At 74.0% G+C, this 23,368-nt stretch carries 21 protein-coding genes; 20 read left to right on the top strand and 1 reads right to left on the bottom strand.

Translation table 11 applies throughout. From position 1 onward, the window contains the following. The first annotated feature begins 73 nt into the window (after positions 1–73). The 18 genes from rimP (at position 74) to OG994_RS17415 (ending at position 18,680) form a co-directional block, all read left to right on the top strand. Positions 74–745 carry a ribosome maturation factor RimP gene (gene rimP / locus OG994_RS17500; RefSeq protein WP_328850347.1) on the top strand — a complete coding sequence of 224 codons (672 nt, stop codon included), beginning with the start codon at positions 74–76 and terminating at the stop codon, positions 743–745. Continuing rightward, positions 742–1,785 (top strand): transcription termination factor NusA, encoded by a 1,044-nt coding sequence (nusA, locus tag OG994_RS17495; RefSeq protein ID WP_120328440.1) that lies wholly within the window; start codon positions 742–744, stop codon positions 1,783–1,785. Before rimP ends, nusA begins: the two co-directional genes overlap by 4 nt. A gap of 15 nt (positions 1,786–1,800) precedes the next feature. Then, complete coding sequence (locus OG994_RS17490; RefSeq protein ID WP_120328439.1) at positions 1,801–2,133, top strand: YlxR family protein; 333 nt, start codon at positions 1,801–1,803, stop codon at positions 2,131–2,133. 93 nt (positions 2,134–2,226) lie between these two features. Continuing rightward, on the top strand, positions 2,227–5,208 hold the full coding sequence (gene infB / locus OG994_RS17485; protein WP_328850346.1) for a translation initiation factor IF-2: 2,982 nt from the start codon (positions 2,227–2,229) through the stop codon (positions 5,206–5,208). Between the two features lie 91 nt (positions 5,209–5,299). After that, positions 5,300–5,593, top strand: coding sequence for a DUF503 domain-containing protein (locus OG994_RS17480; protein ID WP_120328437.1), 294 nt, complete (start codon positions 5,300–5,302; stop codon positions 5,591–5,593). Between the two features lie 151 nt (positions 5,594–5,744). Further along, positions 5,745–6,227 carry a 30S ribosome-binding factor RbfA gene (gene rbfA, locus OG994_RS17475; RefSeq protein WP_120328644.1) on the top strand — a complete coding sequence of 161 codons (483 nt, stop codon included), beginning with the start codon at positions 5,745–5,747 and terminating at the stop codon, positions 6,225–6,227. Between the two features lie 29 nt (positions 6,228–6,256). Further along, positions 6,257–7,297, top strand: a complete 1,041-nt coding sequence (locus OG994_RS17470) for a DHH family phosphoesterase (RefSeq protein WP_328853739.1) — start codon at positions 6,257–6,259, stop codon at positions 7,295–7,297. 73 nt (positions 7,298–7,370) lie between these two features. Further along, positions 7,371–7,778 (top strand): hypothetical protein, encoded by a 408-nt coding sequence (locus OG994_RS17465; protein WP_328850345.1) that lies wholly within the window; start codon positions 7,371–7,373, stop codon positions 7,776–7,778. Further along, a complete protein-coding gene (locus OG994_RS17460) occupies positions 7,778–7,987 on the top strand; it encodes a DUF6186 family protein (protein ID WP_328853738.1) in 210 nt (69 codons plus the stop codon). The genes OG994_RS17465 and OG994_RS17460 overlap by 1 nt, the downstream gene beginning before the upstream one ends. A 490-nt stretch (positions 7,988–8,477) precedes the next feature. Continuing rightward, a complete protein-coding gene (locus tag OG994_RS17455; protein ID WP_328850344.1) occupies positions 8,478–9,023 on the top strand; it encodes an AAA family ATPase in 546 nt (181 codons plus the stop codon). Positions 9,024–9,279: 256 nt separating this feature from the next. After that, a complete protein-coding gene (locus OG994_RS17450; RefSeq protein ID WP_328850343.1) occupies positions 9,280–10,605 on the top strand; it encodes an MATE family efflux transporter in 1,326 nt (441 codons plus the stop codon). A 68-nt stretch (positions 10,606–10,673) separates the two neighbouring features. Further along, entirely contained in the window at positions 10,674–11,516 is an 843-nt protein-coding gene (gene truB, locus OG994_RS17445; RefSeq protein WP_407942613.1) for a tRNA pseudouridine(55) synthase TruB, read from the top strand. 79 nt (positions 11,517–11,595) lie between these two features. Beyond that, on the top strand, positions 11,596–12,525 hold the full coding sequence (locus OG994_RS17440) for a bifunctional riboflavin kinase/FAD synthetase (protein WP_120328430.1): 930 nt from the start codon (positions 11,596–11,598) through the stop codon (positions 12,523–12,525). A 272-nt stretch (positions 12,526–12,797) separates the two neighbouring features. Further along, on the top strand, positions 12,798–13,067 hold the full coding sequence (gene rpsO / locus OG994_RS17435; protein ID WP_120328429.1) for a 30S ribosomal protein S15: 270 nt from the start codon (positions 12,798–12,800) through the stop codon (positions 13,065–13,067). 224 nt (positions 13,068–13,291) lie between these two features. Beyond that, positions 13,292–15,667, top strand: a complete 2,376-nt coding sequence (locus OG994_RS17430; protein WP_328850341.1) for a polyribonucleotide nucleotidyltransferase — start codon at positions 13,292–13,294, stop codon at positions 15,665–15,667. A gap of 179 nt (positions 15,668–15,846) precedes the next feature. Beyond that, the gene (locus OG994_RS17425; RefSeq protein ID WP_407942536.1) at positions 15,847–17,148 is read left to right on the top strand and encodes a M16 family metallopeptidase; all 1,302 of its coding nucleotides are present in this window, start codon (positions 15,847–15,849) and stop codon (positions 17,146–17,148) included. Between the two features lie 112 nt (positions 17,149–17,260). Next, positions 17,261–18,037: a 4-hydroxy-tetrahydrodipicolinate reductase gene (gene dapB, locus OG994_RS17420; RefSeq protein WP_396843411.1), complete on the top strand. Its 777-nt coding sequence runs from the start codon at positions 17,261–17,263 to the stop codon at positions 18,035–18,037. A gap of 160 nt (positions 18,038–18,197) precedes the next feature. After that, positions 18,198–18,680, top strand: coding sequence for a GNAT family N-acetyltransferase (locus OG994_RS17415; RefSeq protein WP_120328425.1), 483 nt, complete (start codon positions 18,198–18,200; stop codon positions 18,678–18,680). A gap of 98 nt (positions 18,681–18,778) precedes the next feature. On the opposite strand, the gene OG994_RS17410 is transcribed toward OG994_RS17415, so the two are convergent. Beyond that, a complete protein-coding gene (locus tag OG994_RS17410) occupies positions 18,779–20,899 on the bottom strand; it encodes an amylo-alpha-1,6-glucosidase (RefSeq protein WP_328850338.1) in 2,121 nt (706 codons plus the stop codon). Positions 20,900–21,055: 156 nt separating this feature from the next. Here OG994_RS17410 and OG994_RS17405 point away from each other — a divergent pair, with 156 nt between their 5' ends. Next, entirely contained in the window at positions 21,056–22,036 is a 981-nt protein-coding gene (locus OG994_RS17405) for a LacI family DNA-binding transcriptional regulator (protein WP_240032916.1), read from the top strand. A gap of 24 nt (positions 22,037–22,060) precedes the next feature. Then, positions 22,061–23,308: a sugar ABC transporter substrate-binding protein gene (locus OG994_RS17400; protein ID WP_328850337.1), complete on the top strand. Its 1,248-nt coding sequence runs from the start codon at positions 22,061–22,063 to the stop codon at positions 23,306–23,308. Positions 23,309–23,368: the final 60 nt, after the last annotated feature.

The following is a 23,368-nucleotide window of genomic DNA, read 5'->3' as shown; positions in this document are numbered from 1 at the left end:
GGCGCGTCCGCCCCGGTGGCGTGCCGGCATTGGGGCGGGACGAGGGTCACCGTCGAGCAGGAGAGGGTGCGAGATGACGCAGCGTGGCCGTGCCACCAGGTCGACGGGGCGGCCCCGCGGCGGGGAGCGCCCCGGCGGTGGCGACCTCGCCACCCGGCGCAAGCGGCTGCGGGACGTGATCGAGCCCGTGGTCACCGAGTCCGGCTACGACCTCGAGGACCTCTCCGTCTCCCGTGCCGGGCGGCGGCACGTGGTGCGGGTGATCGTCGACGCCGACGGCGGGGTCAACCTGGACGCCGTCGCCGACGTCTCCCGCGCGGTCTCGTCCGCGCTCGACGCTGCCGAGGAGGCCGGCGGCGACATCGTCGCGGGGGAGTACCAGCTGGAGGTCAGCTCGCCGGGCGTGGACCGGCCGCTCACCCTGCCCCGGCACTGGCGGCGCAACGTCGGCCGGCTGGTCAGGGTGACCACCCGCGCCGCGGCCGCCCCCGATCAGCGCGGCGGGCAGCCCGCCGGCGACCGTCAGATCACCGGTCGGATCGTCGCGGCCGACGACGAGCGCGTCGTGCTGGAGACCGACGGCGACCGCACGGAATGGACCTACGCCGAACTCGGCCCCGGACGGGTGCAGATCGAGTTCAGCCGCCTCGACGAGATCGAGGAGACCGACGAGGTCGGTGATGCCGGTGGGGCCGGTGATCCCGACGACTTCGACGACGAAGATGTGGAGGACGAGGAGAGGTGAACATCGACCTCGCGGCGCTGCGCGCACTGGAGCGCGAGCGGGAGATCCCGTTCGACACGATCCTCGCGGCGATCGAGACCGCGCTGCTGACCGCGTACCGGCACACCGAGGGCGCCGAGCCGCACGCACGGGTGGAGATCGACCGCAAGTCCGGCGCGGCCTCGGTGTACGCGCAGGAACTGGACGACGAGGGCGGCGTGGTGCGGGAGTGGGACGACACCCCGCACGACTTCGGCCGGATCGCCGCCATGACCGCCAAGCAGGTGATCCTCCAGCGGCTGCGGGAGGCCACCGACGAGGCGCACTTCGGCGAGTACGTCGGCCGCGACGGCGACCTGGTCACCGGTGTGGTGCAGGCGCACGAGGCGCGGGCCGAGAAGGGCATCGTCAGCGTCGACCTCGGCAAGCTCGAGGGCGTCCTGCCGCAGTCCGAGCAGGTGCCGGGCGAGCGGTACGTGCACGGCGAGCGCATCCGCTGCGTCGTGGTGCACGTGGCCAAGGGGGCGCGTGGCCCGCAGATCACCCTGTCCCGGTCCCACCCGGCGCTGGTGAAGAAGCTCTTCGCGCTGGAGGTTCCGGAGATCGCCGACGGCACCGTGGAGATCGGTGCGATCGCGCGTGAGGCAGGTCACCGTACGAAGATCGCCGTGCGCTCGACCGCTCCGGGGGTCAACGCCAAGGGCGCCTGCATCGGCCCGATGGGTCAGCGGGTCCGGGCCGTCATGAGCGAACTGCACGGCGAGAAGATCGACATCATCGACTGGTCGGACGACCCCGCCACCTTCGTCGGCAACGCGTTGTCGCCGGCCAAGGCGCTGCGCGTAGAGGTCGTCGACCTGGCCAGCCGGACCGCCCGGGTGACCGTCCCGGATTTCCAGCTGTCGCTGGCGATCGGCCGGGAAGGGCAGAACGCCCGGTTGGCGGCCCGGTTGACCGGTTGGCGCATCGACATCCGTTCCGACGCCGAGCAGAACGCGCCGACGGGCCGGAGCGGAGCTGATCACGTGCCGGAGCCGGGCGGCGCGATCTCCGGCAGCTAGGGGTAGACTTTCTCAGTGGCACGACGCGCGCGGCCGGAGCGCACCTGTGTGGGCTGTCGGCGGCGAGCGCCGGCCGGCGAACTGCTGCGGGTCGTGGCGGTCGGCGACGAGGCTGGCTACAGCCTCAGGCCCGATCCGGCCCGCAGACTGCCGGGTCGGGGGGCGAACATGCACCCGGATCCGGCCTGCTTCGCGCTGGCGGTGCGGCGCCGCGCCTTCGGGCGTGCGTTGCGCGTCACCGGGGTCCTCGATCACGGTGAGCTCGCGGAGCACATCGATGCGCCAACCACGACGTCCGGTCAACCCGATCGGGCGCGGGTCGCTAGCAAGGTAGGACGACCGACATGAGCACACGATGAAGTCGCAGAAATGACCAGGCTTCAAGTGCACGAGTGAGGTCGCTGCGGGTGCTGCCCGCACGACCTCGGAGTGAGGAGTGCAGTGGCAGGTAAGGCCCGCGTACACGAGCTCGCGAAGGAGCTCGGGGTCGAAAGCAAGACCGTTCTCGCCAAGCTCAAGGAGATGGGCGAGTTCGTGAAATCCGCGTCCAGCACCGTCGAGGCGCCCGTCGCCCGACGGCTGCGCAGCGCGTTCGTCCAGTCGGCCGGTTCGGCGGCTCCGGCCGCCCCGCCGGCGGCCGCTCCGGCACCGGCCCCGACTCCGACGCCGTCGCCCGCCCCGGGTGCGCCCCGGGTCTCGGCCAAGCCCATGCCGCCGCGGCGGCCGGGCGCGCCGACGCCCGGACCGAAGCCCAAGGGCCCGGTGCCGGGTCCGCCGCAGTCCGCGACCCCGGTCGCGAAGCCGGCGAGCGCCCACGACATCGAGGTGGCGGCCGCGGAGGCACGGGCCGCCGCCCTCAAGGCTGAGCAGGAGGCCGCGGTCAAGGCCGCGCAGGCCGCCCGCCAGCAGCAGCGGGAGACCACCCGCCGGGAGCCCCCGGCGGAGGGTGGCCCCCGTCCCGGCCCGCGGCCGGGTCCGGGCGCCGTGCCGCCCCGACCGGGTACCCCGGCCGCCGGTCGTCCCGGCGCGCCGACCCCGGGTCCGGGTGCGCGTCCGGGTGCCCGCCCGCCGGCGCGCGGCGCCGGCAACAACCCGTTCGGCATCTCCGGTGGCCAGCAGCAGCGTCCGCCGGCGGCCGGCGCGGGCGGTCCGCGGCCCAGCCCGGCGGGCATGCCGCCGCGGCCGAGCCCGGCCTCGATGCCGCCCCGGCCGAGCCCGGCGTCCATGCCGAGCCAGCGCCCCGGTCGCCCCGGCGGCCCGGGTGCCGGCCGTCCCGGTGGCGGCGCGGGTCGTCCCGGTGGCGGCGGCGGTGGTTTCCGCGGCGGTCCCGGTGGCGGTGGCGGCGGCGGTGGTTACCGCGGCGGTCCCGGTGGCGGTGGCGGCGGCGGTGGTTACCGCGGTGGCCCCGGTGGCGGTGGCGGCGGCGGTTTCCGGCCGGGCGCGCCGGCCGGTGGCGCCGGTCGTCCCGGTGGCGGCGGTCGTGGCCGCGGTGGCGGTGCCGCTGGCGCCTTCGGGCGTCCGGGTGGCAAGCCGACCCGTGGTCGCAAGTCCAAGAAGCAGCGCAGACAGGAGTTCGACAACCTGTCGGCCCCGACCATGAGCTCGGGTGCTCCCCGGGGTCAGGGTCAGGTCGTCCGGCTCTCCCGTGGCGCCTCGCTGTCGGACTTCGCCGACAAGATCAACGCCAACCCGGGTTCGCTGGTCCAGGAGATGTTCAACCTGGGCGAGATGGTCACGGCGACCCAGTCCTGCTCTGACGACACCCTGCTGCTGCTGGGTGAGCACCTCGGCTTCAACGTGCAGATCGTCAGCCCGGAGGACGAGGACCGCGAGCTGCTCGCGCAGTTCAACATCGACCTCGACGCCGAGGTGGCGGAGGACCGCCTGGTCAGCCGTCCGCCGGTGGTGACCGTCATGGGTCACGTCGACCACGGTAAGACCAAGCTGCTCGACGCGATCCGCAAGGCGAACGTGGTGGCCGGCGAGGCGGGTGGCATCACCCAGCACATCGGCGCCTACCAGGTCCACGTCCCGCACGAGGGCGAGGACCGGGCGATCACGTTCATCGACACCCCGGGTCACGAGGCGTTCACCGCCATGCGTGCCCGTGGTGCCCAGGTCACCGACATCGTGATCCTGGTGGTCGCGGCCGACGACGGCGTGATGCCGCAGACGATCGAGGCGCTCAACCACGCCAAGGCGGCGGACGTCCCGATCGTGGTGGCGGTCAACAAGATCGACAAGCCGGAGGCCAACCCGGACAAGGTGCGCCAGCAGCTGACCGAGTACGGCCTGGTCGCCGAGGAGTACGGCGGCGACACCATGTTCGTCAACGTGGCCGCCAAGCCGGGCATCGGCATCGAGGACCTGCTCGAGGCCGTCCTGCTGACCGCCGACGCGTCGCTGGAGCTGACCGCTCCCGTGGACGGGCCGGCGCAGGGTGTGGCCATCGAGGCGCACCTGGACAAGGGCCGCGGTGCGGTGGCGACGGTGCTCGTGCAGAAGGGCACCCTGCGGGCAGGCGACTCGATCGTCGCCGGTGGGGCGCACGGCCGGGTCCGCGCGATGCTCGACGAGAACGGCAACCAGGTCGCCGAGGCGGGCCCGTCCCGTCCGGTGATGGTGCTCGGTCTGACCGCGGTGCCGGGAGCGGGTGACACGTTCCTGGCTGCCGAGGACGACCGCACGGTGCGCCAGATCGCCGAGCAGCGGCAGGCGCGGCGGCGGGCGGCGGCGTTCGCCAACTCCCGTGGCCGGGCGACCCTCGAGACGCTCATGGAGCAGCTCAAGGAGGGCGAGAAGACCTCGCTCAACCTGGTGCTCAAGGGCGACGTCTCCGGTTCCGTGGAGGCCCTCGAGGACGCGCTGTTCAACCTCGACATCCCCGAGGAGGTCCAGCTCAGGATCATCCACCGGGGCGTCGGTGCGATCACCGAGAGCGACGTCATGCTCGCGAGCGCCTCGACCGAGGCGGTCACGATCATCGGCTTCAACGTGCGGGCCTCCAACAAGGTCCGGGAGATCGCCGACCGCGAGGGCGTGGAGATCCGGTACTACACCGTCATCTACCAGGCCATCGAGGAGATCGACGCCGCCCTCAAGGGGCTGCTCAAGCCGGAGTACGAGGAGGTCGAGCTCGGCACCGCGGAGATCCGCGACGTGTTCCGCTCGTCCAAGATCGGCAACATCGCCGGTTGCATCGTGCGCTCCGGTCTCATCCGCCGCAACGCGAAGGCGCGTCTGCTGCGGGACGGGGCGGTCGTGGCGGACAATCTCACGATCAACTCGCTGAAGCGGTTCAAGGACGACGCCACGGAGGTCCGGGAGGGCTTCGAGTGTGGTCTGACCCTGGGTGGGTTCAACAACATCCAGGTCGGCGACATCATCGAGACCTTCGAGATGCGGGAGAAGCCGCGCGCCTGATCCCGCGGTGACAACGCTGGTCAAGGGGTTTACGCCGAACGGCGTAAACCCCTTGATCATGCGGGGGCCACGGCGGGTATCGTCCGGGGCGATGTTCACCGGAACCGTGGTCTTCGACCTGCTGCTGCCGGGCGACTCCCGGTCGCTCAAGGCCAAGAGGTCGTACGTACGCCCGATCGTGGCGGCGCTGCGCCGCTTCGAGGTCTCCGCCGCCGAGGTGGGGGCGCTCGACCTGCACGGCCGCGCCCAGATCGGGGTGGCCGTGGTGGCCGCCGAGGCGGCACACGTCCGTGAGGTGCTGGACTCCTGCGAGCGTCTGGTCGCCGCGCGTCCGGAGATCGAGTTGCTGTCGGTCCGGCGCCGGCTCCACGGCGAGGACGACTGAGCCGGGCTGCCGCCCGGTCGGTGGCGCCGCGCCGGCACCGCGCACCGGGCGAGCCCGCGCGGGTAGTGTTCGAGGTGTTGGCCGGCCCCGCCGGCGGCGCCCCGCGTCGTCGCGTCCGGGCCGGGAGCGGGACACCGTGGAGGTGGCGGAGATGACGGATCCGGCCAAGGTACGCCGGCACGCGGAGCGGGTGCGCGAACTGGTCGCGTCGGTGGTGCGGAGCCAGATCAAGGACCCGCGGCTCGGCATGATCACCATCACGGACGCCCGGATCACCGCCGACCTGCGCGACGCCACGGTCTTCTACACCGTCCTCGGTGACGCCGCGGCGCAGGCGGGCACGGCCGCCGCCCTGGAGAGCGCGAAGGGCATGCTGCGCAGCACCGTGGGCAAGGCCCTCGGGCTGCGCCACTCGCCGACGCTGACCTTCGTCCTCGACGACGTGCAGGACCAGGTCAAGCACATCGACGACCTGCTCGCGGCGGCCCGTAACGCCGACGCCGAGGTGCAGCGGCTCGCCGCGAACGCCCGGTACGCCGGCGACGCCCAGCCGTACCGGCTGGACGAGAGCGACACCGAGGACGAGAACGAGGACGAGGACGACAACCCGCCCGCGGGCGGGGACCGGCGGTGAGCGGACCGGCTGCACCGGCCGGCAGTGTCATGGAGGCCGGCCCGGTGGACTCCGGCCCGACCGACGGCGACTGGGCCGCCGCCGAGGCGCTGCTGCGCGGCCTGCCGTCCGACGCGCGGGTGCTGCTGATCTGCCACGTGAACCCGGACGGGGACGCGCTCGGCAGCATGCTCGGCTTCGGGCTGGGCCTGCGGCGCCTCGGCGTACGCGGGCTGCAGGCGACCTTCCCGGGGCCGCCGGAGGTTCCCGAGCCGTTCCGCGGCCTGCCGGGGCTCGACCTGCTCGTCCCGGCCGCCGAGGCGTACCCCGATCCGGACCTGGTGATCTGCTTCGACGCGGCGAGCGAGTCCCGCCTCGGCGACCTCGTCGACCGGCTGGAGCGGGCCGGCGCGGCCCTGGTGCTCGACCACCACGCCTCGAACACCCGGTTCGGCGGGGTGAACCTGGTCGACCCGCGTGCCGCAGCCACCTCCGTGGTCGCCGAGCAACTGCTCACCCGGCTGGGCGTACCGCTGGACGCCGGCATCGCCGAGTGCCTCTACGTGGCGCTCACCACCGACACCGGCTCGTTCCGGTTCGAGGCGACCACCCCGGCGGTGCACGAGATGGCCGCCCGACTGCTCGCCACCGGCATCCGCCCCGGCGACATCAGCCGGCGCGTCTTCGACACCCGGCCGTTCGGTGCGGTGCGGCTCTTCGGCGAGGCGCTCGGCCGGGCCCGACTGGAGCCGGCCGCGGCCGGCGGCCGGGGACTGGTCTGGACGTGGGCGGGCCTGGACGACCTGGCGCGCCACGGCCAGCGGCCGTACGTGCTGGAGGCGCTCATCGACTCGGTGCGCTGCACGGCCGAGGCGGACGTGAGCTGCGTGGTGAAGCAGACCGCCCCGGACGAGTGGGCGGTCTCGCTGCGCAGCAAGGGCGCTGTCGACGTGAGTCGGGTCGCCGTCGCGCTGGGCGGCGGCGGGCACCGGTTCGCCGCCGGGTTCACCGGCCACGGCACCGTCGACGAGATCGTCGACCGGATCCGCGCGCACCTCGACGGGGCGGTCATCGGGTCCGTCACCGGCTGACGGGCCGGAGTTCCGGGTCGGATCCGGGTCACGCGGGCTTTCCGCGTCCGGTGGGTGCGGGGAGAATTGCCGGATGGAGCAGCCCCACGACCTCACCGTCGAGGCGCCCCGCGCCTGGGACCGTCCCGCCGTCTCGGTGCCCGTACTGATCTGCCTCTCACTCGTGGGCGGGAGGTTCGCCTCGTTCTCCACGGAGGCCAACCTCTACACCCTCGGCACCGGCGGGGTGCTGATCTGGCTCGGTCTCAGCAACCGCGTACCCCGTCGGCCGGCGCCGGCCCGGCTCGGCGCCGGCGCGGCGTGGTGGGCGCTGCCGGTGGTGGTCTTCGGCGTCTTCGAGGGGGCCACCTTCGTGCTGTCCGTGGGTGACGACTTCCCCACCTTCTCCCGGCTGGCCGACCCCCTGCTGGAGGATCAGCTGGTCCGGTCGGCCGCCTGGTTCGCCTGGCTGTCCGCCTTCTGGGGACTGGTGCGGCGATGATGCGGGCGCTCGCCATCGGCGGCTTCCTCAGCGCCCTGGCGCTCTTCGCCGCCGTCGAGTGGCTGGCCCGGCGCGAGGGCTCGCGGATACCGACCCTCGGCGAGGTCTGCGCGTACGTCATGCGGTACGAGGTGGGCTCGGTGCCGGTGGGCAGGATCGGACTCTTCGGTTTCTGGTGGTGGCTGGGCTGGCACTTCCTGGCGCGCTGACGGCGCGGTCCCCGCTGTCCAGATGACGGGAACCCCACGCGGAGCGGGTGACTGAACGCTAATTTGGGAAACGGCCGGCGCCGTATCGGCGCAGGTCGTGGGGGTGGTGCCGCACCCAGCTCCGCCTCCCTCCAGGGTCGACAGACCCGGGCTCACGCCGCCCTGCCGGCCGCTCCGGTGACCCCGGACCGCCCAGGTGGCGCCCCGAACGACCGCCCGTGAGTGCCGCCGACCGCCGGCGGCTCGCGTCCCTGGAAGGGAACACGCCATGTCGAGCAAGCCCACCAAGCCCGAGACCACCGACGAGGCCCGCGAGCAGGCCCGCCGCGCGCTGCAGACGTCGATGGACACGCGCCAGTGAGCCGTACCGAACGGCGGTGACGCCGCCGACGCCATGCGCCGACCGCGTCACCGCCCGCGGGGCGCGGACCCCCTGACCCGCATCCGGTGTCCGTCTCCCGCCGCGCCGTTCGGGCGCCAGGATCGGCCGGTGCGCCGGATCCTCGTCGTCGGCAGCGCCGGTGCCGGCAAGACCACCCTCGCCCGGGAGATCGCCCGTCGGCTCGACCTCCCGGTGATCCACCTCGACGGGCACTACTGGCGGCCCGGCTGGACGCCGCCCGACGAGACCGAATGGCGGGAGAGCGTCGCTCGCCTCGTGGCCCGGCCCGCCTGGGTCATGGACGGCAACTACGGCGGCAGCCTCGACCTTCGACTGCCCCGCGCCGACCTGCTCGTCTTCTGCGACCTGCCTCGGCTGCTCTGCCTGCGCCGGGTGCTGCGCCGCCGCTGGGCCCACCGCGCCGCCCGCGGCACCGTCCCCCGCCCCGACCTGCCGGCCGGCTGCCCGGAGCGGGTCGACTTTGAGTTCCTGCGTTACGTGTGGCGGTACCCGCGCCGTTCCCGGCCTCGACTGCTCGCCGCCGTCGCGTCGTCCGTACCCGCGCTTCCGGTGGTCCGGCTACGCACCACCGCCGAGGTCCGCCGATTTGTCGACACCCTGCCCACCGCGCCGCCCGGTCCGAGCGTGCGGTAGGGCGGGCGCCCACGTCCGGGCGTGGCGGGGTGGCGGCATGTGTGGCGTCGGACCTGCCGGGTTCCGGCCGGGCCCGCCGCGCGGCTGAGTCGTCCACGACATCACCTCCACAGCGTCGTCGCCCCCGGCCCGCAGCCACGCCACCGACGCCGTCAGGGCCGGTCGCGGGGCTCCGGCACCGCCGTCGCCAGGCACCGATCGGTAAGCTATCAGGCCGCTTGCGTTCCTTACGCGGCTCGTGTCAGGATCGGCGGCGATGACGCAGACCGCCCCTACCACCGCCCCGCCCGCGGGAGCGCGCCGGATCGCCGCGCTGGCGCTGCCGGCCCTCGTCGTGCTCGCCGCCGAGCCGCTGTACGTGCTGGTCGACACGGCCGTCGTCGGGCACCTCGGCCGGGTCCCGCTGGCCGCGCTCGCCGTGGGCGGCACGGTCATGACGCTCACCGCGTGGCTCGGCACCGTGGTGGCGTACGGCACCACCGGCCGCTCGGCGCGCCGCTTCGGCGCCGGCGACCGGGCCGCCGCGGTGGCCGAGGGGGTGCAGGCGTCCTGGCTCGCGTTCGGCGTCGGCGTGCTCGTGGCGGTCGCCATGCAGCTCGGCGGCGGGGTGCTGGCGCGTACGCTCGTCGGCGGCCCCGGCGAGGTGGCCGACGCCGCCGCGCAGTGGCTGCGGATCGCGGCGCTCGGCGCTCCCGGCCTGCTGCTCGCGGCCGCCGGCAACGGCTGGCTGCGCGGCATCCAGGACACCCGCCGGCCGTTGCTGTTCGTGCTCGGCCCCAACCTGCTCTCCGCGTTGCTCTGCCCGCTGCTGGTCTACCCGGCGGGGCTCGGCCTCACCGGTTCGGCCATCGCCAACGCGACCGCCCAGACGCTCGGCGGCGTGCTGTTCGCGGCGGCCCTGGCCGCCGAGCGGGTCCCGCTGCGGCCCCGGCCCCGGCTGATCCGCCAGCAGCTGGTGCTCAGCCGTGACCTGCTCATCCGGGGCGCGGCCTTCCAGGCGAGCTTCCTCTCGGCGACCGCCGTGGCGTCCCGCTTCGGCGCGGCGGCGGTCGGCGCCCACCAGATCGCGCTGCAGCTGTGGTTCTTCACGGCGCTGGTCCTCGACGCGCTGGCGATCGCCGCGCAGTCCCTGGTCGGCGCCGCGCTCGGTGCCGGCGACGACGAGGGCGCCCGCGCCCTGGCCCGCCGCATCGGCCTGCTCGGCGGGGCCTGCGGGGTCGCCTTCGCGGTGCTGATCGCGGCCGGCGCGGGCGTCGTGCCGTCCTGGTTCAGTTCCGACCCGCTGGTGCGCGAGCAGGCCATGGTGGCGTGGCCGTGGTTCGTCGCGATGCAGCCGCTGGCCGGGGTGGTCTTCGCCCTGGACGGCGTGCTGATCGGCGCCGGTGACGTCCGCTACCTGCGCAACCTCACCGTGACGGCGGCGCTGGGCGGGTTCCTCCCGGCGATCTGGCTGGCCTACGGGCTCGACCTCGGTCTGGGCGGGATCTGGGCCGGGCTCACGCTGTTCGTCGTGCTCCGCCTCGTCGCGCTCCTCCTGCGGCTGCGCAGCGGCGGCTGGGTCGTGGTCGGCGCGGTCCGCTGACCGGGCGTCTGGCAGGCTAGGCGGTCGTGAGCGCAGACGGACTGATCGTCGTGGACAAGCCCGACGGCATGACCTCGCACGACGTGGTGGCGCGGATCCGGCGGCTGGCCCGGACCCGGCGGGTGGGTCACGGCGGCACCCTCGACCCGATGGCCACCGGGGTGCTGGTGATCGGGGTGGGCCGCGCGACCCGGCTGCTCACGTACGTGATCGGGGCGGGAAAGAGCTACACGGCCACCGTCCGGCTGGGTCAGGCGACCGTCACCGACGACGCCGAGGGGGACGTGATCCGCACCACCCCGGCGGGGCACCTGACCGACGCGGCGATCCGGGACGCGCTCGCCGCGCTGACCGGGGAGATCGACCAGGTGCCGAGCGCGGTGAGCGCCATCAAGATCAACGGCCAGCGGGCGTACAAGCGGGTGCGCGAGGGCGAGAGCGTGGAACTGCCGGCCCGCCGGGTGACCGTCTCCCGGCTGGAGCTGCTCGCCGTACGGCGGGACGAGCCCGACGTCGTCGACGTGGACATCGACGTGACCTGCTCGTCCGGCACGTACGTCCGGGCGCTCGCCCGGGACGCCGGTCTCGCGCTCGGGGTGGGCGGTCACCTGACCGCGCTGCGGCGTACCGCCGTGGGTGGCTTCACCGTCGGTGAGGCCGCCACCCTCGACGAGTTGGAGCGGCGCGCGCCGGAGGTGGTGACGCTGCCGCTCGCCGCGGCGGCGGACCGGTTCTTCCCGCGGCGCGACGCGACGGCCGCGGAGGCCGCCGTGCTCTCGCACGGTGGGCCGCTGGACCCGGCCGGGATCGCCGGGCCGTACGCCGTCTTCGACCCGTCCGGCGGCCTGATCGCTATCGTCAGCGAGCGGGAGGGCCGGGCCCGCGCGGAGATCGTGCTGGCGCCGGCGTGAGGTGCCCGCCGGCGTGGCCGGCGGGCACGGTCGTGGGCCGGGCGGTGGGGACCCGGTGACAGAACAGGGGAGGAGCGGCATGCAGCGGTGGCGGGGGTACGACGCGGCACCCGGCGGGTGGGGGCGGTCCGTCGTCACCATCGGCGTCTTCGACGGCGTGCACCGGGGGCACCAGGCGACCATCGGCCACACGGTCGCCCGGGCGCGGGAGCTGGGCCTGCAGTCGGTGGTGGTGACCTTCGACCCGCACCCGGCCGAGGTGGTACGCCCCGGGTCGCACCCGGCCGTGCTCACCGAGCCGGCCCGCAAGGCCGAGCTGATCGAGGCGCTCGGCGTCGACGTGCTCTGCGTGGTGCCGTTCACGCCCGAGTTCTCCCGGCTGTCGCCCGAGGCGTTCGTGCACGACGTGCTGGTCGAGCACCTGCACGCCGCGCAGGTCGTGGTGGGCGGCAACTTCCGGTTCGGGCACCGGGCCGCCGGTGACGTGGCGCTGCTGGAACGCCTGGGCCGTACGTTCGGCTTCGCGGTGGAGGGCGCCCCGCTGGTGGCCTCCGAGGGCACCGTCTTCTCCTCGACGTACATCCGCTCCTGTGTGGACGCCGGTGACGTCGGCGCCGCGGCGGCCGCGCTGGGCCGGCCGCACCGGGTGGAGGGCGTGGTGGTCCGGGGCGACCAGCGCGGGCGCGAGCTGGGCTTCCCCACCGCCAACCTGCTCTGCCACCGGTACGCGGCGATCCCCGCCGACGGCGTCTACGCGGCCCGGCTGGTGCGCCGGGGCCAGCGGGAGCCACTGATGGCGGCCGTCTCCGTCGGCACCAACCCCACCTTCTCCGGTCGGGAACGGCGGGTGGAGGCGTACGCCCTGGACTTCGACGGCGACCTCTACGGCGAGCGGCTGGCGCTGGACTTCGTGGCGCACCTGCGCGGCCAGGTCCGGTACGACTCGGTCGAACCGCTGATCGCCCAGATCCGTCAGGATGTCGAGCGGACCCGCGCGGCGCTCGCCTGACCCCGCCTGGGTGCGCTCCCACCCCTGCTGGCCGACCCGCCGGCGCGGCCGCCCGCCAACCGGGACGTCGTGGCGGGCGCGCCCCACGGCGTCGCCACGCTGCCCTTGACCGGGCGGCAGCGGCGACGGCTGGTAGTCTGGCGGGGACGTCGGATGACCGACGGGGGGCCTCGCGTGCCTGCTCGACGCCGCGGGTGCGAGGTGCCGGTCCGGATCCGGTCCCATGGACCGACGACGGACACCAGTGACCAACCCATCGAAACAGGGAGAACATGGCGCTCGACCAGGACACCAAGGCCAAGATCCGCGCCGAGTACGCGACCCACGAGGGCGACACCGGTTCGCCCGAGGTGCAGGTCGCGGTCCTCACGAAGCGGATCGCCGAGCTCACCGAGCACCTGAAGGTGCACAAGCACGACCACCACAGCCGCCGTGGGCTGCTGCTGCTGGTCGGCCGTCGCCGTCGGCTGCTCAACTACGTCCAGAAGAAGGACATCAACCGCTACCGGTCGCTCATCGAGCGGCTCGGTCTGCGCCGGTGACGTGACGGGGGAGTGGCCATCCGGCCGCTCCCCCGTTCCCGCGCCACAGGAAGAGAACAGGGCAGCGCGACCACCCGAGCAGGGAGCCGGTCAGCGTACCGGTCTCCGGTAGTGGCCCCCGGGCACCCGGCATCCGCCGACCCCGGGCGCTTCGATCGAAGACCGGCCGTCTGAGCAGCTCCCCGCGTCGCGAGCCCCCCGATGCGAAGGAGCACGACCGCACCATGACCGAGACCAGACTCGGCACCGAATCCCGCACCGCCGTGATCGACAACGGGGCCTTCGGCACCCGTGAGATCACCTTCTCCACCGGCCGCCTCGCCCGTCAGGCCGCCGGCTCCGTCGTCGCCCAGCTCGGCGACACCGTCGTCCTCTCCGCCACCACGGCCAGCAAGCAGCCGCGGGAGCAGTTCGACTTCTTCCCGCTCACCGTGGACGTGGAGGAGCGGATGTACGCCGCGGGCCGGATCCCCGGCTCGTTCTTCCGCCGCGAGGGCCGCCCCAGCGAGGACGCGATCCTCACCTGCCGGCTGATCGACCGGCCGCTGCGCCCGTCGTTCGTCAAGGGCCTGCGCAACGAGGTGCAGATCGTCGAGACCGTCCTCGCGCTCGACCCGCAGCACCCGTACGACGTGGTGGCCATCAACGCCGCCTCGATGTCGACGAAGCTCTCCGGCCTGCCGTTCTCCGGCCCGATCGGTGCGACCCGGATGGGTCACATCGACGGCCAGTGGGTCGCCTTCCCGACCCACGAGGAGCTGGCCCGCGCCACCTTCGACATGGTGGTGGCCGGCCGCGTCCTGCCCGACGGCGACGTCGCGATCATGATGGTCGAGGCCGAGGCCACCGAGCACACCGTGGCGCTGGTCGCCGGCGGGGCGACCGCCCCCACCGAGGAGGTCGTGGCCAGCGGCCTGGAGGCCGCCAAGCCGGCCATCCGTGAGCTGTGCCGGGCGCAGAGCGAGCTGGCCGACGTGGCCGCCAAGCCGGTCGTCGAGTTCCCGATCTTCCTCGACTACGCCGACGACGCCTACGAGGCGGTGGCCGAGCTGGCCCGCGCCGACGTGGCCGAGGCGCTGAAGATCGCCGGCAAGGCCGACCGCGAGGAGGCCCTGGACCGGATCCGGACCCGGGTCGCCGAGGAGCTCGGCCCCCGCTTCGAGGGCCGGGAGAAGGAGCTGGGCGCCGCCTTCCGGTCGCTGACCAAGGCGGAGGTCCGCAGCCGGGTCCTGCGCGAGCAGGTCCGCATCGACGGCCGGGGCCCGCGCGACATCCGTCCGCTGACCGCCGAGGTCGGCGTGCTGCCCCGGGTGCACGGCTCGGCGCTCTTCGAGCGCGGCGAGACCCAGATCCTGGGCGTCACCACGCTCAACATGCTGCGCATGGAGCAGGCGCTGGACACGCTCTCCCCGGAGAAGTCCAAGCGCTACATGCACAACTACAACTTCCCGCCGTACTCGACCGGTGAGACCGGCCGGGTCGGCTCGCCGAAGCGGCGCGAGATCGGCCACGGCGCGCTCGCCGAGCGGGCGCTCATCCCCGTGCTGCCCTCGCGCGAGGAGTTCCCGTACGCCATCCGCCAGGTCTCCGAGGCGATCGGCTCCAACGGCTCCACCTCGATGGGCTCGGTCTGCGCCTCGACGCTGGGCCTGCTCTCCGCCGGTGTGCCGCTGAAGGCGCCGGTGGCCGGCATCGCCATGGGCCTCATCTCCGACGAGGTCGACGGCAAGACCCAGTACGTGACGCTGACCGACATCCTCGGCGCCGAGGACGCCTTCGGCGACATGGACTTCAAGGTCGCCGGCACCCGGGACTTCGTGACCGCGCTCCAGCTCGACACCAAGCTCGACGGCATCCCGTCGGACGTGCTGGCGGCCGCGCTCCAGCAGGCCCACGAGGCTCGGCAGACCATCCTCGACGTGATGCAGGCGGCCATCGAGGGCCCGGCCGCGATGAGTGACTACGCACCGCGGGTCACCACCGTGAAGATCCCGGTCGACAAGATCGGCATGGTGATCGGCCCGAAGGGCCAGACCATCAACGCCATCCAGGACGAGACCGGCGCCGAGATCTCCATCGAGGACGACGGCACCATCTACGTCGGCGCGACCAACGGCCCGTCCGCCCAGGCGGCCGTGGAGCGGATCAACGCGATCGCCAACCCGACCCTGCCGAAGGTCGGCGACCGGTTCCTCGGCACGGTGGTCAAGACGGCCGCGTTCGGCGCGTTCGTCTCGCTGCTGCCCGGCCGGGACGGCCTGCTGCACATCTCGAAGGTGGGCGACGGCAAGCGGGTCGAGAAGGTCGAGGACTTCCTCAACGTGGGTGACCGCATCGAGGTGGAGATCGCCGACATCGACCAGCGCGGCAAGATCTACCTGGACAAGGTCCGGCCCGAGGGCGCCGAGGCGCCCGCCGGTGCCACGGAGGCGCCGGAGGCCGCCGCCGGTGGCGAGCGCCCCGCCGGCCGCGACCGCGGCGACCGGGGCCCGCGCGACCGCGGTGACCGGGAGCGCGGCGGACGCGGCCCGGAGCGCGGCGAGGGTGGCGAGGGCGGCGGCGAGTCCCGCCCGCCGCGCCGCCGGACCCGGCACAGCTGATCACCGACCGGCCGGCCGGTGCCCCGACGGGCGCCGTCCGGCCGGTTCGTCCGTACCACCCACCCCTCGTCGAAGTGAGAGCAGATTTCGTGAGTCGGGCCCTGCGTTCGCCTTTCCCTGCGGATCGACGGGGGGAGGCGCCGTCCCGGCCCGCACGCTCCGGTGGCCCCGGCCGGGCGGTGACCCGGACGATCAGCGACGACCCGCTGGGCGGCACGGTGCGGCGTACGGTGCTGCCCAGCGGCCTCCGCGTGCTCACCGAGGCGATCCCCGCGATGCGCAGCGTGTCGTTCGGCGTCTGGGTGGCGGTCGGCTCCCGCGACGAGAGCGGCCCGCAGTCCGGGGCCGCGCACTTCCTGGAGCACCTGCTCTTCAAGGGCACCCGCAAGCGCAGCGCGCTGGAGATCTCCTCGGCGATCGAGGCGGTGGGCGGCGAGACGAACGCCTTCACCACCAAGGAGTACACCTGCTACTACGCGCGGGTGCTCGACGAGGACCTGCCGCTGGCCATCGACGTGATGTGCGACCTCGTCGCCGACTCGGTGCTGGAGCCGGCGGACGTGGAGACCGAGCGTGGCGTGATCCTCGAGGAGATCGCCATGCACGACGACGAGCCCGGTGACGAGGTGCACGACCTCTTCGCCCGGGCCGTCTACGGCGACCACCCGCTGGGCCGCCTGATCTCGGGCACCGAGGAGACGGTGACCCCGATGACCCGGCGTCAGATCCAGGGCTTCTACCGGCGGCACTACACCCCACCGCAGATCGTCGTGGCGGCCGCCGGCAACCTCGACCACGCGGCGGTGGTCAAGATGGTCCGGCAGGCCCTGCGCGGCACCCCGCTGGACACCGACCCGGCGGCGCCGGCCCCGCACCGCGCCGCCACCCCGGCCGTACGCACGCGGCCCGCCACGACCCTCGTCGAGCCCAAGGAGACCGAGCAGGCCCACGTCATCCTCGGCTGCCCGGGCATCGACCGCACCGACGAGCGCCGGTTCGCGCTCGGGGTGCTCAACAACGTGCTGGGCGGCGGCATGTCGAGCCGCCTGTTCCAGGAGATCCGCGAGCAGCGCGGCCTCGCGTACTCGGTCTACTCCTACGCGAGCCAGTACGCCGACACCGGCCTCTTCGCCGTCTACGCCGGCTGCGCGCCGGGCAAGGTGGACGAGGTGCTGGAGCTGACCCGCGCCGAGCTGGCCCGGGTGGCCGCCGACGGGCTGACCGACGCCGAGGTGGCCCGGGGCAAGGGCATGTCGAAGGGCTCGTTCGTGCTCGGCCTGGAGGACACCGGCTCGCGGATGAGCCGGCTGGCCAAGGGGGAGCTGCTCTTCGGCGACCTGATGCCGGTGGACGAGCTGCTGGCGCGGGTGGACGCGGTGACCGTCGAGGACGTCAACGCGCTCGCCGCCGACCTGCTCGGCCGACCGATGTCCCTGGCCGTGGTCGGCCCGTTCGACACGAGCGACTTCACGACCCCCTGACCCCACCCGCGGCACCCCGGGGCGGGCCGTGCCCGTCGGGGCGCCGCGCGCCGGGTGGACCTGGGTGGCCGGGGCGTGGTCCCGGGGTGGACGGCGTCCCGGTTGGGATAGGTTGTGCCCCGTGACTGACCAGCAGGAGAGGAACCCGGCCGAGCCGCTGCGCGTCGGCGTCCTGGGTGCCCGGGGCCGCATGGGTGTCGAGGTCTGCAAGGCGGTCGACGCCGCCACCGACATGGAACTCGTCGCGACGATCGACCAGGGCGACGGGTTGGACGCGGCGTCCGGCGCCGAGGTGGTCGTGGACTTCACCACCCCCGACGTGGTCATGGACAACCTGCGCTGGTGCATCGACCAGGGCATCAACGCGGTGGTCGGCACGACCGGCTTCACCGAGCAGCGGCTGGAGCAGGTGCGGGGCTGGCTGGCGGGCAGGCCCGACGTCGGCGTGGTGATCGCGCCCAACTTCGGCATCGGGGCGGTGCTCATGATGCAGTTCGCGGCGCGCGCCGCCCGGCACTTTGAGTCGGTCGAGATCATCGAGCAGCACCACCCGCGCAAGCTCGACGCTCCCAGCGGTACGGCGACCCACACCGCCCGGCAGATCGCCCGCGCCCGGGCCGAGGCCGGCCTGGGCCCGGTGCCCGACGCCACGAAGGACGAGGTGCCCGGCGCCCGGGGCGCTGAGATCGACGGGATCCGTGTGCACGCCGTACGCGCCACCGGGCTCGTCGCGCACCAGGAGGTGCTCTTCGGCACCACGGGCGAGACGCTGACCATCCGGCACGACTCGTACGACCGGGCCTCGTTCATGCCGGGCGTGCTGCTGGCCGTGCGGGAGGTGCGCCACCGGCCCGGCCTCACCGTGGGCCTGGACGCCCTGCTCGACTGACGGCGCGGCGGCCCGGCGGCCCGGCGGCGCGATGGCGCGGCGGCCCGGCGGCGTGGCGGCGCGATGGCGCGGCGGCCCGGCGGCGTGGCGGCGCGTTGGGGCGGTGGGGTGGCGCGGAAAGCCGGTCGCCGGTTGGCCGGGTGCCCCCTAGGCTGCCCGGATGATCGATGCGGGAGGCCGTGACCGGGACGGACGCGCCATCACCCTGCGCCCCGTCGACGACGACAACTGGCGGGCGGTGGCCGACGTCGCGCCCCGGGACGACCAGCGTGCCTGGGTGCCTGCCCTGGCCGCCCGGTACCTGCTGCTCAGCATGCGGACCGGGGTGTGGACGTCGCTCGCGGTGTACGCGGACGAGACCGTCGTGGGGCACGTCATGTGGGGCGTGGACGACGACGGCTCGCACTGGATCGGCGGCATGATGATCGACGCCGCCGAGCAGGGCCGGGGGATCGGCCGGGCGACCGTGGCCACCCTGGCGGGTTGGCTCGCGGCGCGGGAGGGCAACCCGCCGGTACGGCTGTCGTACCACCCGGCGAACACGGCCGCCGCCGCCCTCTACACGGCCCTCGGCTTCCGCCCGACGGGAGCGATGGAGGACGACGAGGTGGTCACCGAACTCACCCTCCCCGAGCCCCGGTGATCATGAAGTTGTTGTCGCGACACGCCGAGGCGGGCGACAACAACCTCATGATCGACGAGGTCCGGCGTCGGCCGGGTGGCCGCTGGGGACCGGCGGGGTCAGGCCTTGGTGGGGTGGTCGGTGGGGGACCGGCGGGGGGTGGGGACGGACGGCGTCGGCGGGACCACGGTCAGGTCGGCCGGGAGGCCGGTGACGGTGGGGTGGCCGGCACGGTCCACGGTGACCGCCACCCGGGCGCCGGCCACCGTCAGGTGCTCCGCCGCGACCGCGCCCAGTTCCGGGCCGGCCAGCGGCGCGAGCCGGACCGTGCCGCCGGGCACGTCGGGGTAGAGCCCGGCGGCCGCCTGGAGCAGCAGCACGGCCCCGGCCGCGGCCCACGCCTGCGGGTGGCACGCCGCCGGGTACGGCGTGGGCCGGCCGAGCAGCGACCGGTCGTCCCCGCCGTACAGCTCGGGCAGGCGGTAGTCGAACGCCTCGGCCGCGCCGAGCAGCCCGTCGGCCAGGCCGAGCGCGGCCTCCCGGAAGCCGGCCCGGGCCAGGTTGGCGAGCACGATGGCCGTGTCGTGGGTCCAGATCGACCCGCAGTGGTACGACAGCGGGCTGAACCCGGCGTCGTCGGTGGACATGGTGCGCAGCCCGAACCCGCCGGCCAGCGCCTCGGTCCGCAGCAACCGGGCCACCTGCGCCTCCTCCTCGCCGCTGAGCAGGCCGGTGCCGACGAGGTGGCCGATGTTGCTGGTCAGCGAGTCGACCGGCCGCTTGTCCCGGTCCAGCGCGAGTGCCGGTTGCGGCCCGTACGGCCCGTCGACCCAGAACGCCGCCCGGAACCGGCCGGCCAGCTCCTCGGCGTACGCGCGCCAGCGGTCCCCGCCCGGGCGGCCGAACGCGTCCAGCAGGGCGGCCCCGTTGACGGCGGCCTCGTGGGCGTACCCCTGGACCTCGGCGAGCACGATCGGCGGCGCGGCGAGGCGGCCGTCGCGGAACCGGACGGCGTCCCCGGAGTCCTTCCAGCCCTGGTTGGCGAGGCCGTGCCCGGTGCTGTCGACGTACTCGACGAGCCCGTCGCCGTCGGCGTCGGCGTGCGCGGCGAGCCAGTTCAGGGCCGCCTCCAGGTGCGGTAGCAGCGGCTCGACCTCATGCGCCGGGAGTCCCCAGCGCCAGGCGTCGTGCAGCAGGTTGATCCAGAGCATGGTGGCGTCGACCGTGCCGTAGTACGCGGGCGGCAGCCGCAGCCCGGCGCCCGGGGCGAACTCGTGGCGGCGCAGTTCGTGCAGGATCTTGCCGGGCGCCTCGCCGGTGGCGGGGTCGACCCGGACACCCTGCCGGCGCGCGAGCACCCGGAGCGTGCCGGCGGCCAGGTCGGTGCCGAGGGGCAGCATCATCCGGGCGGCCCAGAGGCTGTCCCGCCCGAAGAGCGTGAGGAACCAGGGCACCCCGGCGCCGAGGAAGACGTCGTGCGGCGCGCCCGTCTCGGCCAGCCGGAGGCCGCGCAGGTCGTCCAGGCTGCGGTCGAGGAGACGGACCAACCGCCGGTCGTCGGCGCGCAGGGCGGGCCGGGACCAGGTGGGCTCGCCGGGCGGGCAGACGACCACGGCGCGCGGGTCGTCGACGGCGAGCCGCCAGCGCAGCACCGCCTCGCCGCGGGGTGGCAGCGCGACCGGCCAGCTCAGCCGGGGCGTGGTGGCCCGGTCGCCGCTGGCCTCGGCCGTGGCGCCCTCGCCGGTCGCCGTGACCGTGATGCCGGCCGCCGACCAGACCAACTGGCCGGGCTCGCCGCTCTTGGCGGGCAGCGGTTCGGTCGTGCCGCCGGACTTGACGACCTCGATGGGGGCCAGGTCGCAGCCGAGGTCGACGCTGACGGTGGCGCGTACGGCCGTGGCCGCCGTGGAGACGACCCGCACCTCCTCGGTGAGCCCGCGCGGGGTGACCTGGCGGAGCCGTTCGACGCGGACGGTCGGGTCGGCGCCCGGGTCGCCGAGCCACCGCGCCAGTCCGACGAAGCGGACGCCGTGCGGGCCGGCGGGCCCCCGGGTCAGTCCCTCCGGTTCCTGGTCGTCGACCCGCAGTTCGGCCCGGGAGAGCACCCGGGCGTCGGCGTGGAAGACGCCCTGGACCCCGGTCGGGCGGATCTGCCCGGCCGCGTCCCCCAGCGCGCTCGTGGGGGCGAGGACGGCCCCCACCAGTTCGTGCAGCAGGGGTTGCAGGTGGCGTTCGGTCACGATGGGGCTCCAGATCCTGTAGCTGAGCAACGACGTCTTGACAAGTCGTTAGCGGCGGTGCAGAGTGCGAAACATTCCAGAAACTTGAACGATCTAATCCTGCCGTATCCAATTTGGATCGTTCAAGACGGCGAGAGGGATTTTGTGGCCGAAAAGGTGACCATCGCTACGGTGGCCCGGCACGCCCGCGTGAGCCGCCAGACGGTGTCCAACGTGCTCAACGCCCCGCACATCGTGCGGGAGGAGACCCGGCAGCGCGTCCAGGAGGCGATCGCCGCCCTGGGCTACCGGGCCAGCCAGGCCGCCCGGCAGATGCGCACCGGCCGTTCCCGGCTGATCGCCGTCCGCATCGAGCCGACCCGGGACGGGATCAACGGCTCGGTGCTCGACCGCTTCCTGCACGGCCTCACCGAGACCGCGGAGGCGGCCGGCTACCGCACGATGCTCTACACGGCCAGCGACACCGCGCGGGAGATCGCCGCGTACGACGACCTGCTCAGCGCGTACGACCTGGACGGCTTCGTGCTCACCGGCACCCACCACGGCGACCCCCGCACGGCCTGGCTGGCCGAGCGGGGCGTGGCGTTCGTGACGTTCGGCCGCCCGTGGGACGACCCGGAGGCGCACCCGTGGGTCGACGTCGACGGCGCGGCCGGCACGGGCCGCGCGACCGGCCACCTGCTGGCGCGCGGCCACCGGCGGATCGGCTTCCTCGGCTGGCCGGCGGGCTCCGGCGTCGGCGACGACCGGCGCGCCGGATGGCGGGAGGCCCTGCGCGCGGCCGGGATCGACCCGACCGGGCTGGACCGGGAGACCGAGGACGGCATCGCCGAGGGCGAGCGGTCGATGCGCGACCTGCTCGCCACCGACGCGCCGCCGACCGCCGTGGTCTGCGCCAGCGACTCGCTCGCCCTGGGCGCCCTCCAGGCCGTACGCGCGGCCGACCCGCCCGTCGCGGTGGTCGGCTTCGACGACACCCCGGTCGCCGCCGCCGTGGGGCTGACCAGCGTCAGCCAGCCGCTCGGCGACGCGGCCGCCCGCTGCGTGGACCTGCTCACCGCGGTCCTCGACGGCGACCAGCAGACCCCTGCCCCCGTGCTGCTCCAGCCCTCGCTGGTGCTCCGGCACACCGCGTAACCCATCCCCCGAACAGGAGAACCGATGGCATCTCGAACCCTCACCCGGGCGGCGGTGGCCGGCCTCGCCGCCGTCGCCCTGCTCGGCTCCGCCGCGTGCGGCAGCGGCTTCGACGACAACTCCGGCGAGACCGCACAGTCCAGCGGTCCGGCCAACCTCCAGATCCTGATCGGCTCGTCCGGCGACGCGGAGACCAAGGCCGTGCAGGACGCCGCCGCGAAGTGGGCCAGCGGTTCCGGCAACACGGCGACCGTCACGCCGGCGCAGGACCTCACCCAGCAGCTCGGCCAGGCCCTCGCCGGCGGCACCCCGCCGGACGTGTTCTACGTGGACGCCTCCCGGTTCGCCGACTACGCGAGCGTCGGCGCGCTGGAGCCGTACGGCGACAAGATCAGCAACAACGGTGACTTCTACGAGAGCCTGCGCACGACGTTCACCTACAACGGCAAGCTCTACTGCGCACCCAAGGACTTCTCCACCCTCGCCCTCCAGATCAACACCGACCTGTGGACGAAGGCCGGCCTCACCGACGCCGACATCCCGACCACCTGGGACCAGCTGACCGCCACCGCCCAGAAGATCAAGGCGAAGGGGCAGGTGCCGCTGGCGCTGGGCGACACCCGCGACCGGATCGGCGCCTTCCTGGTGCAGAACGGCGGCTGGCTGATGAGTGAGGACGGCACGCGGCCGACCGCCGACACGCCGGAGAACGTGGCCGCCCTCCAGTACGTGAAGGACCTGCTCACCAAGGGCCTCGCCCAGTACCCGAAGCAGCTGGACGCCGGCTGGTCCGGCGAGGCGTTCGGCAAGGGCAAGGCCGTCATGACCATCGAGGGCAACTGGATCAAGGGCGCGCTGCAGAACGACTTCCCGAACGTGAAGTACAAGGTCGTCCCGCTGCCCGCCGGGCCGAAGGGGCAGGGCACCCTGTCCTTCACCCAGTGCTGGGGCATCGCCGCGAAGTCGAAGTACAAGGAGCAGGCCATCAAGTTCGTCGAGGCGATGACCAGCGGCGAGCAGCAGATGGCCTTCGCGAAGGCGTTCGGGGTCATGCCGTCGCGGGAGTCCGTCCGCGAGCAGTACACCAGCGCCTTCCCGAACGACAAGCCGTTCATCGACGGCGCCGCGTTCGCCCAGGGCCCGGTGAACGCCCCCAAGATGGACAGCGTCCTGCGGGACCTCGAAGCCGGCCTCCAGGGCCTGGCCACCGGTGACCCGAAGACGATCCTGGCGAACTTCGACAAGAACGCCACGGCGGCGCTCGGCGGCTGAGGTGGGAGGAGGGGCCCCGCCGACCCGGGGCCCCTCCCCGCACCTCCCGGAAGGGGGAGG

Source organism: Micromonospora globbae (assembly GCF_036184225.1).
GTDB lineage: Bacteria > Actinomycetota > Actinomycetes > Mycobacteriales > Micromonosporaceae > Micromonospora > Micromonospora globbae.
This window is presented reverse-complemented; position numbering and strand designations above follow the sequence as displayed.

Coding starts and splice junctions, on each gene's coding strand:
- OG994_RS17470 (WP_328853739.1), top strand. CDS start 6,257: ATGGAGGCCGGCCCGGTGGACTCCGGCCCGACCGACGGCGACTGGGCC.
- OG994_RS17400 (WP_328850337.1), top strand. CDS start 22,061: ATGGCATCTCGAACCCTCACCCGGGCGGCGGTGGCCGGCCTCGCCGCC.
- rimP (WP_328850347.1), top strand. CDS start 74: ATGACGCAGCGTGGCCGTGCCACCAGGTCGACGGGGCGGCCCCGCGGC.
- OG994_RS17465 (WP_328850345.1), top strand. CDS start 7,371: ATGGAGCAGCCCCACGACCTCACCGTCGAGGCGCCCCGCGCCTGGGAC.
- rpsO (WP_120328429.1), top strand. CDS start 12,798: ATGGCGCTCGACCAGGACACCAAGGCCAAGATCCGCGCCGAGTACGCG.
- rbfA (WP_120328644.1), top strand. CDS start 5,745: ATGACGGATCCGGCCAAGGTACGCCGGCACGCGGAGCGGGTGCGCGAA.
- OG994_RS17450 (WP_328850343.1), top strand. CDS start 9,280: ATGACGCAGACCGCCCCTACCACCGCCCCGCCCGCGGGAGCGCGCCGG.
- OG994_RS17480 (WP_120328437.1), top strand. CDS start 5,300: ATGTTCACCGGAACCGTGGTCTTCGACCTGCTGCTGCCGGGCGACTCC.
- OG994_RS17460 (WP_328853738.1), top strand. CDS start 7,778: ATGCGGGCGCTCGCCATCGGCGGCTTCCTCAGCGCCCTGGCGCTCTTC.
- truB (WP_407942613.1), top strand. CDS start 10,674: ATGACCTCGCACGACGTGGTGGCGCGGATCCGGCGGCTGGCCCGGACC.
- OG994_RS17440 (WP_120328430.1), top strand. CDS start 11,596: ATGCAGCGGTGGCGGGGGTACGACGCGGCACCCGGCGGGTGGGGGCGG.
- OG994_RS17430 (WP_328850341.1), top strand. CDS start 13,292: ATGACCGAGACCAGACTCGGCACCGAATCCCGCACCGCCGTGATCGAC.
- OG994_RS17415 (WP_120328425.1), top strand. CDS start 18,198: ATGATCGATGCGGGAGGCCGTGACCGGGACGGACGCGCCATCACCCTG.